We start from the raw sequence: 12,188 nt of genomic DNA, 5'->3' as shown, positions 1-12,188 counted from the left end.
ATATAATTATTTATTATTGATACTGTTCTAAAGCTCTGTTGTACTCTTCCATAAGAACATCCCAATCTGTTGTAGCGACTCTATATATAGTCATTGATAAATAAATTGCATTTAGTATCAAAGCAATCATAGCTACAGTTTTAGCTGTTTTTATAGATTTTATTGTAGCAGCATTATATTGCTCAGGGTTCGCTTCAGCTTCTTTTAGTTTGTTGTTAGCCATTATAAAAGCTGGTGCAGCTAATATAATACCTAAACCAGCAAAGCAACAGCATAAAAAACTGATTATCGATAATACATAAATAGCAGTTGGATTGAATTGTTTTTCCATAGTTTTTACTAAAATTTAAATTAATTGATTTATTTTTATAACATAACTACTTACAATGATAATTATGTTAATAATAGCCAATATACTGATTATTTTTTGTGCATATTTCATTTTATAGAAGAAGTTAATCCCCACAATAAAAGCTAAAAGTAGTAAAGTGTATATAGCTGGATACATTTTAAAGGCAGCTACAAGTTCTCCTTGAAAAATTAGACTTAAAGCGCGCTGTATACCACAACCTAAACAATCGATTCCAAAGAATTGTTTGTTTAAGCAAGGTAACATATAATCTTCTAGTTGTAAGAACATAAGATATTATTTAAACATATCCATTCCAGGAATGTTAGGCATCCCGCTTTTAGCGGCAACAGCCAATTCTTGCTCATTAATTTCACCAGCACGTTTCAATGCTTTATTTAGGGCTAAGATTAAGTAATCTTCTAATTCTTCTTTATCTTCTAATAAAGATTCATTAACGCTAATAGCTTTTACTTCACGATTAGCAGTCACCGTAACTTTTACGTTTCCATCTGCAATTGCTTCATCTATTAAAACGGTATCTAATCGCTTTTTTGTTTCTTCCACCTTTTGTTGGGCTTCTTGTAATTTACCCATCATTCCAGAAATATCTCCGAACATTGCTGTACAGTTTTTTATGATTTACTTAACAACAAAAATAGTATTTTCACAAGAAATATAAAACAACTTAAAAAATGAAAAAAATAATGCTACTGGCTTTGTTTTTTAGTCTTATTTTTGGTTCTTGCAAAAAACAAGAAATGAATAAAGATATCAAAGCCCCAGTTGCTGAAAAGCAACCAACTACCTTAGAGAAACACGGAGATATACGTACTGATGATTATTTTTGGATGCGTTTAACTGATGCTCAAAAAAATACAGAAGCTAAAGACGAACAAACTCAAAAAGTATATGATTACTTAAATGCTGAAAATGCCTATTATGATGAAATGACAAAAGAAACAAAAGAGTTTCAAGAGGAGTTGTTTCAAGAAATGAAAGGTCGTATTAAAGAAGATGACGAGTCAGTACCGTATAAAAAAGACGGATATTTTTACATAACTCGTTATGAAAAAGGACAACAATACCCAATTTATAGCCGTAAAAAGGAAACTTTAGAGGCTGAAGAACAAATTATGTTCAATGTAAATAAAGAAGCAAAAGGATATGATTATTTTCAGTTAGGCGGATTAAGTGTATCACCAGATAACAAAATGGTGGCTTTTGCTACTGATACTGTAAGTCGTCGTCAATATTTTATCAGAATTAAAAATTTAGAAACGGGTAAGATTTATAAAGATATTATTGAAAATACCACAGGTAGCTCGGTTTGGGCAAATGATAATAAAACGTTGTTTTATGCTAAAAAAGATCCTGTAACGTTACGCTCATCAAAGATTTATAAACATACCTTAGGTTCTGATGCTTCTTTAGATGAATTAGTGTATGAAGAAAAAGATGATACGTTTGGAGCTTTTGTAACTAAATCAAAATCAAAAAAATATATTATAATTGGTTCTTATAGTACCGTTTCTACAGAGTACCATGTGTTAGAAGCGGATAATCCTGATGGAGAATTACGAGTAATTCAACCTCGTGAACGTGATTTGGAATATGACGTGGCACACTACGGAGATCATTTTTACATTAAAACTAATAAAGATGGAGCAACCAACTTTAAGTTGATGAAAACTCCTGAAGATAAACCAGGAAAAGAAAACTGGGTAGATGTTATTCCACATAGAGATGATACGTTATTTGAAGATTTCTCAATTTTTAAAGACTATTTGGTTTTAGAAGAAAGAAACGAAGGGTTGAATAAAATCCGTATTAAGAGATGGGATGAAACTGAAGATTATTATTTACCTTTTGATGAAGAAACCTATTCAGCAGGTGTATATGGAAATCCAGAATTTGATACTGAGGTAATTCGTTATTCATATAACTCAATGACTACTCCAAGTTCGGTGATTGATTTCAATATGAAAGACAAATCAAAAGAAATTAAAAAAGAACAAGAGGTTTTAGGAGGAAAATTTGATAAGAACAATTACGTAAGCCAGCGTATTTGGGTGCCTGCACGTGATGGTAAAAAAATAGCCTTATCAATCGTACATCATAAAGATACGAAGCTAGATAAAAACACGCCAATATTACAATACGCTTATGGTTCTTATGGATATACAATTAGTGATGGATTTTCAACAACACGTTTAAGCTTATTAGATCGTGGATTTGTATACGCTTTAGCACATATTAGAGGAAGTCAATATTTAGGGCGTGAGTGGTACGAAGATGGTAAAATGTTGAATAAGAAAAATACATTTACCGATTTTATTGATTGTTCTAAATATTTAATAGATAGCGGTTATACATCACCAGAACATTTATATGCTATGGGAGGCTCAGCAGGAGGTTTATTAATGGGAGCAATTGTAAATATGAACCCTGAATTATATAACGGAATTATTGCTTCAGTACCGTTTGTTGATGTGATTTCTACGATGTTAGACGATAGTATTCCGTTAACAACAGGTGAGTATGATGAGTGGGGTAACCCGAACGATAAAGAATACTACGATTACATTAAGTCGTATTCTCCATACGATCAAGTAGCAGCAAAATCATACCCAAACATGTTGGTAACCACAGGTTTACATGATAGTCAAGTACAGTATTGGGAGCCTGCAAAATGGGTTGCGAAACTACGCGATGTAAAAACAGATAATAACCTACTATTCTTACATACAAATATGGAAGCAGGTCATGGAGGAGCCTCAGGAAGGTTTGATGCTTTAAAAGAAACTGCAGAAGAATATACGTTCTTTTTAATGTTAGAAGGTAAGTTAAAAAAATAATTATATTTTTGCGCTCGATTGAGTGTAAGTGTCATTGTGAAAGCAACGAACAATCTCAACAGATTTTTCGTGTCTGTTTTTCGTAATGACACTTTTTCTTATTTAAAAACTATAATGGAGAGACATCAAGGTATAACCAATTCAATAATAGATTTAGTAGGTCAAACCCCCATGATTCAACTGCATCGAATTACCCAAGACTTACCGGGTACATACTATGCAAAAGTTGAAGCATTTAACCCAGGGCACTCTGCTAAAGATAGAATTGCATTGCATATCATAGAGACAGCAGAACAAAAAGGAATAGTAAAAGAAGGAGATATTATTGTTGAAACAACTTCTGGTAATACAGGTTTTTCATTAGCAATGATAAGTATTGTAAAAGGATACAAATGTATTTTAGCAGTAAGCGATAAGTCTTCTCAAGATAAAATAGACATGCTAAAATCGATGGGAGCAGAGGTGCATGTATGTCCTGCGAATGTTACACCAGATGACCCTCGTTCGTATTATGAAGTAGCCAAACGATTGCACAGAGAAAATCCAGGATCTATTTATATCAATCAGTATTTTAATGAATTAAATATTGAAGCACATTACAAGAGTACAGGACCAGAAATTTGGAAACAAACCGACGGAAAAGTAACCCACGTAGTTGCAGCAAGCGGGACAGGAGGAACGATTTCTGGAACAGCACGTTATTTAAAAGAACAAAATCCTGATATTCAAATTTTAGGAGTTGATGCGATGGGCTCAGTGATTAAAAAGTATCATGAAACAGGTGAGTTTGATTCAAATGAAATCAGCCCCTATAAAATAGAAGGTTTAGGTAAAAACTTAATTCCAACCTCTACTGATTTTGATGTAGTAGATGTGTACGAAAAAGTATCAGATAAAGAGGCGGCTTTAAAAGCTAGAGAATTAGTAAAAGCAGAAGGAATTTTCGCTGGATATACATCAGGAGCAGCCCTACAAGCTACACAACAATATGCAGATAACGGATTTTTTGATGATAATAGTGTGGTGGTGGTAATTTTACCAGATCATGGTTCTCGTTATATGAATAAAATTTATTCGAATAACTGGATGAAAGAACAAGGTTTTTTATAAAACTCTTATTTGTTATCGTTGTCTTCAGGAATATTTAAAGTGAATTGTTTCATTTTCCTCTCTTTTAATTGACAATCTAGCAAACTGGGGAATTGAATACAGGCAATTGGTGTATAAGGAAGAGGAAATTAAAAAAATGGAATAACGTTTATCAGGCTGTGGTTCTTGTTATGTGAATAAGGTTTATTAGTGAGGTATAAATAGGCTGATTTTTTTTATTTGTCAATGGAATAGGGGGATTAAGTGTTATGAAAAAAATGCATAGCCTTTTGTAGAAGAAGGGAGAAAGATACTTTAAATTTAAAGAAACTATTTTTTTAATTCACGTTGATAGAGAAATAAAGGTAATCCAGCAGAAATACCTATAGTAAAAGTAGCCAAAATTGGAATCCAGTAGTTTTTAACACCAGTTTTTTCATTTAAAATAAAAACTAATAAAACGATAGCTGAAATTATTATATCGTAAGCAAAAAACCTACTTATTCGAGTTGCAATCAATTGATCTAAAAGCAGCTTGAAATCAAATCCATTTTCAAAAATAAAACTAATAAATTCATAGTATGGAACAACCACACCTACTATAAAAAGTAAAAAGTATATATTTTTTATTTTCATAAAAACAATAAATTACAGTGTTTCATTACTCATACAACAAATACTGTTCACGCACTTTTTTAAAGTCGTTTAAACCTTGTTGCCAACTTTCTTTAATTTCCTCTTCCGAAAGTCCCTGTTCAATTTGTTGTTGTAATTTTTTAGTTCCTGCAAGTTTGGTGAAAAAGGAATTGAAAAATTCTTTTTTAGGAGATTGTTGATAAGCTTTTAACAACCAACTAAGGTTCAGGTTGACCAAGCTTTCAGAAGCGCTTAAATCCTCTCCAAAGCACATCTTTTCTTTATGTTTTGGATGTTTTGCACCTTCATTGGATTTTGGAGTAAAATTAAAACTGCTTTTTTCTAAAAAAGGTGAGCCATACACTTGAAATTGTTTGTTAGTTCCTCTTCCAGCAGATACGTTTGTTCCTTCAAAAAAGCACAAACTAGGGTATAAGTTAATCGAAATATCGTTCGGTAAATTAGGCGATGGTTTTATTGGTAAACTATAGGTTGATTGATGCGTATAATTTTCTAACGGAATTACGGTTAAGTCACACTGAACACCATTTGCTAACCATTTTTCTCCATTTATCATTTGTCCGTATTCACCAATGGTCATTCCATATACGACAGGTACAGGGTGCATTCCTACAAAACTTTTGTGTTCCAATTCTAAAACAGGTCCGTCAATATAATGTCCGTTAGGATTGGGTCTATCTAATAAAATCACAGGAATATTTGCCTCTGCACAGGCCTCCATTACATAATGTAAGGTAGAGATATAGGTGTAAAAACGCGCTCCTACATCTTGAATATCAAAAACAACAACATCAATTCCATTCAATTGTTCTGGTGAAGGTTTTTTGTTTTTTCCATACAAAGAAATAATAGGAATCCCTGTTTTTACGTCTTTTCCATCCGCTATGGCTTCACCAGCATCCGCTTTTCCTCTAAAACCATGCTCAGGAGCAAAAACTTTTTGTACGTTAATTCCTTCGTAATTATGGAGGTAATCCACTAAATGATGTGTAATTTGCTTAGATTCCATTACATTTGGTGCAACTTCCGCTCTTTGTAAAACTTGTAAAGCTGAAGTTTGATTAGCAACAATGGCTATGTTTTTATTTTTTAACAGTGAAAGGTATTGGTCGGTTCTATCAGCACCTGTTTTAATAGTTTTTGATTCTTCTTGTTTTATAGCTTCTTTAGTGGTAGATTTTTTTTGTTGTTGTGCACAAGAATAAAATTGAAAACTGAATACTAAAAAAAGTAAAAAAATGGAATTAAAAGAAAGCTTCATCTATAAAAAATTAAAAGATAAAGGTACAGATTTCTATTTTTTAAGAATAAAAAAAGTTAAAGAATTAAAACCTAGGTATTCTTCTCTTTCTTTACACAAGAATTAGTTACTTTTGGTTTTGTAAAAAATACAACCATTTGAATTTCGAACTATTCATAGCAAAACGAATCATTGCTGGAAAACAGTATAAAAGCAGTATTTCATCACCTATTATTACCATTGCTACCATTGCTATTGCTTTGGGGGTAGCTATTATGTTAATTGCGGTGTCAATTACCTCAGGATTTCAGAATAAGGTGCGTGATAAAATGACAGGCTTTAAAGGGCATATTCAGATTGTAAATTATGATAATAACAATTCGGATGTTTCTACGGTTCCGATTGATATTAACCAAGAGTTTTATCCAGAATTTAAAAATATTGACGGCATAAAAAAAGTGCAACCTTTTGCCAATGTGGGGGGAATCATTAGAACTCCAACTGATTTTGAAGGAATTATTTTTAAAGGCGTTTCGAGTGATTACGATTTTACATTTTTTAACGAGTGTTTAGTTGAAGGTCGTATACCAGATTTTACTCAGGATAGAAACCGAGAAATTCTAATTTCTGAATCTATAGCAAACCGATTACATTTTAAGCTCAACGATACAATTCAAACTTGGTTTGGAGCAGAAAATAGTAGTTTAAAGTTCAAATCTAGAAAACCAATTATTGTAGGCATATACAACACAGGTTTTGAACAGTTTGATAAGATTATGCTGTTAGGGGATTTAAGAGAAGTACAAAAAATTAACCGTTGGCAAGACAACGAGGTAGGAGGTTTTGAGGTATTGATTGATGATTATAATAAACTCAAAGAAAAAGGAGATGAAGTGTATACAAGCATTGGCGCAACCTTAAATAGTATTACAATTGTAAGTAATTACCCAGCTATTTTTGAGTGGTTAAAACTACTAGACAATAATGTGTGGTTTATTATCGGAATCATGGTATTAGTTGCAGGAATAAATATGGTAACAGCCTTGTTAGTACTTATTTTAGAGCGTGTACAAATGGTTGGTATTTTAAAAGCATTAGGAAGTGTAAATTGGAGTATCCGAAAAATATTTTTATACAATGCTTCTTACTTAATTTTAAAAGGATTGTTCTGGGGAAACCTTATTGGGCTTAGTATTCTTTTAATTCAGAAGTATACGAAGTTAATAAGTTTGGATCCTGAAACTTACTATGTATCAACAATGCCTGTAGATATTAATTTCTTAGCAATTCTATTGTTGAATATAGGTACGTTAGCCTTGTGTTTTTTAATGCTAATTGTTCCTTCATACATCATCACAAAAATCCGACCTTCAAAATCCATTCGATTTGCTTAGTTTTGCATAACATTATTTAAGATATGAAGTACGCAAAAAATATATTAGAAACTATTGGTAACACACCTTTAGTTCAATTAAACTCAGTAACAAAAGAAGTAGATGCTTTAGTATTGGCTAAAGTAGAAACATTTAATCCAGGAAACTCTGTAAAAGACCGTATGGCACTTAAAATGATTGAAGATGCCGAAGTAGATGGTCGTTTAAAACCAGGCGGTACTATTATTGAAGGTACTTCAGGAAATACAGGAATGGGATTAGCATTAGCGGCTATTGTAAAAGGGTACAAGTGTATTTTTGTAATTTCAGATAAACAATCTAAAGAGAAAATGGATATTCTACGCGCAGTAGGAGCAGAGGTAGTTGTTTGCCCTACAAATGTAGAGCCAGACGATCCTCGTTCATATTATTCTGTATCTAAGCGTTTAGGTGAAGAAACACCAAACTCTTGGTATGTAAATCAATATGACAATCCATCAAATGCACAAGCGCATTATGAGCAAACAGGACCAGAGATTTGGGAACAAACAGATGGTAAAATCACGCACTTTGTAGTTGGAGTAGGAACCGGTGGAACAGTTTCTGGGACTGCGAAGTTTTTAAAAGAAAAGAATCCAAATATTAAAATTTGGGGAGTTGATACGTATGGTTCGGTTTTTAAAAAGTATCACGAAACTGGTGTTTTTGATGAGAATGAAATCTACCCATATATTACAGAAGGAATTGGAGAAGATATTTTACCAAAGAATGTTGATTTCTCTTTAATTGATGGATTTACGAAAGTAACCGATAAAGATGCTGCTATTTACACACGTAAAATAGCGAAAGAAGAAGGTATTTTTGTTGGAAACTCAGCAGGATCAGCCATTAAAGGATTGTTACAGTTAAAAGATGAGTTTAAACCAGATGATGTAGTGGTAGTATTATTCCATGATCATGGAAGTCGTTATGTAGGAAAAATGTTTAACGATGATTGGATGCGTGATAGAGGTTTCTTAGATGAAAAAATTACGACTGCAGAAGATTTAACTAAAGATCATATAGATAAACCATTAGTAACTGTTCAAACAGAAGAATTAGTGTCGCATGCTATTGAAAGAATGCGTGCATTTAAAATATCACAAATCCCGGTAAGAGATGTAAATGGTTTTGTAGGTTCTGTAGATGAATCAGCATTATTACATAGTTACTTAGAAGATAAAAATATAGCAGAAAAGCCTATTAAAGATATAATGGGTAAAGGATACCCAATAGTTAAAAAATCAGCTTCTATAGACGAAGTGTCGAAGTTAATTAACAAAGAAAATCAAGCTGTGTTAGTTGATTTAGAAAACGGAAAACACCATATAATTACTAAGTATGATATTATCAGAGCTATTTAAGTAGTTCTATAATAAATAAAAAAACAGGAAGCCCGCTCAATTGAGCGGGCTTCTTTGTTAATCAACTAATTCAAATAATTTACACAATGAAAACAATGTTACTTGCTTACGGTATTGTTGTTTCCAATATCTGTGCCAAAATTATAAATAAAAAGCTGTACTTTATTTAACTTTTAATTATTTGACATTTTTTTAACGTTAAAGCGTTAAAAAGTTAATAATTCTTTAATTTAATGTTAGCTAGCGTGTTTATGTGCTTTATATGATGAACGTACTAAAGCACCGCTTTCCACGTACATAAAGCCCATTTCTAACCCTAATGTTTCGTATTTCTTGAACTGGTCAGGTGTTATGAATTCCTTAACAGGTAAGTGTTTTTTACTAGGCTGTAAATATTGACCAATGGTTATAACATCTAATCCAACACCGCGTAAGTCTTTCATGGTTTGTATTACTTCGTCTTCTGTTTCACCTAAACCAAGCATAATTCCAGATTTGGTACGCATTCCGCTATCTTTTAGGTATTTTAAAACACCTAAACTACGATCATATTTCGCTTGAATACGAACTTCACGAGTTAAACGACGCACAGTTTCCATATTGTGAGAAACTACTTCAGGAGCTACTTCAATAATACGGTCTATTAACTTTTCGTTTCCTTGAAAATCTGGAATTAAAGTTTCTAAAGTAGTATTTGGATTAGCTCTACGGATAGCTTGTACCGTTTCAGACCAAATAATAGAACCTCCATCTTTTAAATCATCACGGTCAACCGAAGTAATTACCGCGTGCTTAATATCCATTATTTTTATTGAACGAGCCACTTTTTCAGGTTCATCCCATTCTACAGTATCAGGACGTCCAGTCTTAACACCACAAAATCCACAAGAACGTGTACAGGTATTCCCTAAAATCATAAAGGTAGCTGTACCCTCTCCCCAGCACTCTCCCATGTTAGGACAACTTCCACTGGTACAAATGGTGTTTAGTTTATATTTATCAACAAGCCCTCTTAGTTCTGTGTATTTCTTTCCTACAGGTAATTTTACACGCAACCATTTTGGTTTTTTCGTTCTTTCTGGTGTTGCTACAGTTTCGTTTGCCATTCCATAAAAATTGAACTGCAAATTTACAAAGAAAAGATTTATAAACTAAGTAAAAACCAAATACTAAATCCAAACAAAAAAACAATACCTACAAGACTTAAAATACGTAAACCTATACCTGGTCTGTGTTTTTTGGGTGTATACTTACCAGTGATTAAAATATAGTTTAGGATTGCATAAAAAGGAGCTGTTAGAAAAGATAATACTGTGGCTATTCGTACAAGAAAAATCATATCACTTAAAAAATAGTACAAAATAACTGAGGTTCCAAGCGTTAGCAGTATTAACCAAAACCAATAACCTAATTTTATTTTTTTAGGGAAAAGTAAAAAAGAAGATTTTTCCATGGCTCTTGGAGAAGCATCTAAAGTTGTAATAGTAGTACTAAACATAGTTGCAAAAGCTGCTACTCCAATAAAAACAGAAGAAAATTCTCCTAAGTTTTTAGTATATAAGTTGATGAGTTGAGAGGCAAAAGTGATTCCTTTACTAGAGAAAGATTCTCCTGATTGATACATAACCAATGCTCCTAACATAACGAAGCATACTCCTAAAAATAAAGCTCCTATATAGCCAAAGTTAAAATCAAAAATAGCTTGTTTAGGTTTTATTTTTTCAAAAGTAACTTTGTCTTTTTCTACCGACCATAAAGAATGCCAAATAGAAATATCTAACGGTGCAGGCATCCATCCTAAAAAAGCAATTAAAAATGTTACTTGAGCAGTTCCGCTAGGTATTATTTGTTGAAAACTAAAACCTTTATTGGTTTTAAATAAAGCAATGTTTACTGCTACTATAGTACTAATGGTTAAAATAGCAATAATGTACTTCATTAGGTCGTCTAAAAACTTGTATTTTCCTATGCCTAAGAGTACAATACTAACGAACATAATTAGTACAGACCAAGTAACTAAATCAAAAGAAATACCAAAAAGGTTTGAAGCCAAACTAGCTGTAACAATGGTAACAGCTGCTTGAATGGTAAACATGGTAGCGATATTTAAGATAAAGTAGCTTATTAAAACTCCTTTTCCTAATTTTTTATATCCATCTAACAACGTTTCACCTGTTGCAGCTGCATATCTAGGCCCAAACTGAAAGAATGGGTATTTAATAATATGTACTAAGAGTAATGCCCAAAGCAAACCAAATCCAAAATCGGCACCAGCTCTGGTTGATTGTACTAAATGAGAAACACCTATGGCAGCTCCAGCAAATAAAATTCCAGGACCCAATAAGTTTAAAAGAGACTTTTTCATTGATTGGAGAGGATTTTAGTTTACTATAAAACCTGTTTAGGTTCTTTTAAGCTGTTAGAAAATAATTTTAAAATCATAAAAACCTGAATTTTAAAGGTTTTTGCAATTTATGATTTCTTTATTATTTCAGCTAATAATTTTTTGGCACGAAGTAATTTTACCTTTACATTATTCATGGGCTCTCCAATTTGTTCAGAGATTTCTTTATAACTTAACTCTTGAAAGTAACGAAGATTGATGACTTCTTGATATTTTGGTTTTAATTTTTTTATGTCCTTTAGAAGCTTTGCTAAATTTTGCTCAGTAATAATTTTGTCTTCTGGAGAAGGAGCATTATCAACAACAGCATATACCTCTTTTTCTTGCTCTTCAGTTGTTTGTGTGTAGATGGTAGATTTTTTCTTTCGAAGAGAATCTATATATACGTTTTTAGAAATTGTAATTAACCAAGTTTTAAATTGATAACTCTCATCGAAAGTCTCAATTCTATCAAAAGCTTTAGAAAAAGTTTGAATGGTAATATCTTCAGCATCGTTATCATTTTTGGTTTTTTTCAGCTGAAAAGCGTATACAGTTCCCCAAAAAGTGTCTAACAAATAATTAAATGATATTTGATTCCCGTTTTTTGCTTGTTGAATGTGATGAAGAACTTTTTCTTGATTTATTTCCAATGCTTAGGTTTCGAAATTTGACTTGATATAAAGATACTAATTTGCAGCAATACTAAACAAATATCAAGGAATGGTAGCAATAAAACAATATTTTTTATGCAGTTTTGATTTTCTAAGAGGGATATCTTGAATAAGATAACAAGTAATCATAAAGGAAAAATACATCACTTGCACAGCCATAAC

At 32.2% G+C, this 12,188-nt stretch carries 12 protein-coding genes; 4 read left to right on the top strand and 8 right to left on the bottom strand.

Annotated elements, in window-relative coordinates:
* Nucleotides 1-13: 13 nt before the first annotated feature.
* Genes C7448_RS09265 through C7448_RS09255 form a run of 3 tightly spaced genes read right to left on the bottom strand, consistent with a single transcriptional unit; the run spans nucleotide 14 to nucleotide 970 of the window.
* Entirely contained in the window at nucleotides 14-331 is a 318-nt protein-coding gene (locus C7448_RS09265) for a CCC motif membrane protein (RefSeq protein WP_115901099.1), read from the bottom strand.
* Between the two features lie 15 nt (nucleotides 332-346).
* Complete coding sequence (locus tag C7448_RS09260) at nucleotides 347-640, bottom strand: DUF2752 domain-containing protein (RefSeq protein WP_245939460.1); 294 nt, start codon at nucleotides 638-640, stop codon at nucleotides 347-349.
* A 6-nt stretch (nucleotides 641-646) separates the two neighbouring features.
* A complete protein-coding gene (locus tag C7448_RS09255) occupies nucleotides 647-970 on the bottom strand; it encodes a YbaB/EbfC family nucleoid-associated protein (protein ID WP_115901098.1) in 324 nt (107 codons plus the stop codon).
* A gap of 74 nt (nucleotides 971-1,044) precedes the next feature.
* Between C7448_RS09255 and C7448_RS09250 the strand changes: the two genes are divergently transcribed.
* Nucleotides 1,045-3,207, top strand: a complete 2,163-nt coding sequence (locus C7448_RS09250) for a S9 family peptidase (RefSeq protein ID WP_170137029.1) — start codon at nucleotides 1,045-1,047, stop codon at nucleotides 3,205-3,207.
* Between the two features lie 114 nt (nucleotides 3,208-3,321).
* Nucleotides 3,322-4,317 carry a PLP-dependent cysteine synthase family protein gene (locus tag C7448_RS09245; protein ID WP_115901097.1) on the top strand — a complete coding sequence of 332 codons (996 nt, stop codon included), beginning with the start codon at nucleotides 3,322-3,324 and terminating at the stop codon, nucleotides 4,315-4,317.
* 309 nt (nucleotides 4,318-4,626) lie between these two features.
* Here the strand turns inward: C7448_RS09245 and C7448_RS09240 are convergent, their stop codons facing one another.
* Both C7448_RS09240 and C7448_RS09235 read right to left on the bottom strand, forming a co-directional pair.
* The gene (locus tag C7448_RS09240) at nucleotides 4,627-4,932 is read right to left on the bottom strand and encodes a DUF2834 domain-containing protein (protein WP_115901096.1); all 306 of its coding nucleotides are present in this window, start codon (nucleotides 4,930-4,932) and stop codon (nucleotides 4,627-4,629) included.
* Between the two features lie 25 nt (nucleotides 4,933-4,957).
* On the bottom strand, nucleotides 4,958-6,214 hold the full coding sequence (locus C7448_RS09235) for an exo-beta-N-acetylmuramidase NamZ family protein (RefSeq protein WP_115901095.1): 1,257 nt from the start codon (nucleotides 6,212-6,214) through the stop codon (nucleotides 4,958-4,960).
* A 137-nt stretch (nucleotides 6,215-6,351) separates the two neighbouring features.
* Here C7448_RS09235 and C7448_RS09230 point away from each other — a divergent pair, with 137 nt between their 5' ends.
* Together C7448_RS09230 and C7448_RS09225 are read left to right on the top strand one after the other, a co-directional pair.
* A complete protein-coding gene (locus C7448_RS09230) occupies nucleotides 6,352-7,587 on the top strand; it encodes an ABC transporter permease (RefSeq protein ID WP_115901094.1) in 1,236 nt (411 codons plus the stop codon).
* Nucleotides 7,588-7,610: 23 nt separating this feature from the next.
* On the top strand, nucleotides 7,611-8,969 hold the full coding sequence (locus C7448_RS09225; RefSeq protein ID WP_115901093.1) for a pyridoxal-phosphate dependent enzyme: 1,359 nt from the start codon (nucleotides 7,611-7,613) through the stop codon (nucleotides 8,967-8,969).
* Nucleotides 8,970-9,205: 236 nt separating this feature from the next.
* On the opposite strand, the gene lipA is transcribed toward C7448_RS09225, so the two are convergent.
* The 3 genes from lipA to C7448_RS09210 all read right to left on the bottom strand — a co-directional run bounded on the left by lipA (nucleotide 9,206) and on the right by C7448_RS09210 (nucleotide 12,005).
* Nucleotides 9,206-10,075 (bottom strand): lipoyl synthase, encoded by an 870-nt coding sequence (lipA, locus tag C7448_RS09220; protein ID WP_115901092.1) that lies wholly within the window; start codon nucleotides 10,073-10,075, stop codon nucleotides 9,206-9,208.
* Nucleotides 10,076-10,113: 38 nt separating this feature from the next.
* The gene (locus C7448_RS09215; RefSeq protein ID WP_115901091.1) at nucleotides 10,114-11,334 is read right to left on the bottom strand and encodes an Nramp family divalent metal transporter; all 1,221 of its coding nucleotides are present in this window, start codon (nucleotides 11,332-11,334) and stop codon (nucleotides 10,114-10,116) included.
* A 107-nt stretch (nucleotides 11,335-11,441) separates the two neighbouring features.
* On the bottom strand, nucleotides 11,442-12,005 hold the full coding sequence (locus C7448_RS09210; RefSeq protein ID WP_115901090.1) for an RNA polymerase sigma factor: 564 nt from the start codon (nucleotides 12,003-12,005) through the stop codon (nucleotides 11,442-11,444).
* Nucleotides 12,006-12,188 lie beyond the last annotated feature (183 nt).

It is taken from the genome of Tenacibaculum gallaicum (genome assembly GCF_003387615.1).
Taxonomy (GTDB): domain Bacteria; phylum Bacteroidota; class Bacteroidia; order Flavobacteriales; family Flavobacteriaceae; genus Polaribacter; species Polaribacter gallaicus.
Note: the sequence above shows the minus strand (reverse complement) of the source record. Positions and strands in the feature narration are given on the sequence as shown.

Bases quoted from the DNA above. Each gene is read 5' to 3' on its own strand.
- C7448_RS09265 (WP_115901099.1), bottom strand. From the start codon at position 331: ATGGAAAAACAATTCAATCCAACTGCTATTTATGTATTATCGATAATC.
- C7448_RS09260 (WP_245939460.1), bottom strand. From the start codon at position 640: ATGTTCTTACAACTAGAAGATTATATGTTACCTTGCTTAAACAAACAA.
- C7448_RS09255 (WP_115901098.1), bottom strand. From the start codon at position 970: ATGTTCGGAGATATTTCTGGAATGATGGGTAAATTACAAGAAGCCCAA.
- C7448_RS09250 (WP_170137029.1), top strand. From the start codon at position 1,045: ATGAAAAAAATAATGCTACTGGCTTTGTTTTTTAGTCTTATTTTTGGT.
- C7448_RS09245 (WP_115901097.1), top strand. From the start codon at position 3,322: ATGGAGAGACATCAAGGTATAACCAATTCAATAATAGATTTAGTAGGT.
- C7448_RS09240 (WP_115901096.1), bottom strand. From the start codon at position 4,932: ATGAAAATAAAAAATATATACTTTTTACTTTTTATAGTAGGTGTGGTT.
- C7448_RS09235 (WP_115901095.1), bottom strand. From the start codon at position 6,214: ATGAAGCTTTCTTTTAATTCCATTTTTTTACTTTTTTTAGTATTCAGT.
- C7448_RS09225 (WP_115901093.1), top strand. From the start codon at position 7,611: ATGAAGTACGCAAAAAATATATTAGAAACTATTGGTAACACACCTTTA.
- lipA (WP_115901092.1), bottom strand. From the start codon at position 10,075: ATGGCAAACGAAACTGTAGCAACACCAGAAAGAACGAAAAAACCAAAA.
- C7448_RS09215 (WP_115901091.1), bottom strand. From the start codon at position 11,334: ATGAAAAAGTCTCTTTTAAACTTATTGGGTCCTGGAATTTTATTTGCT.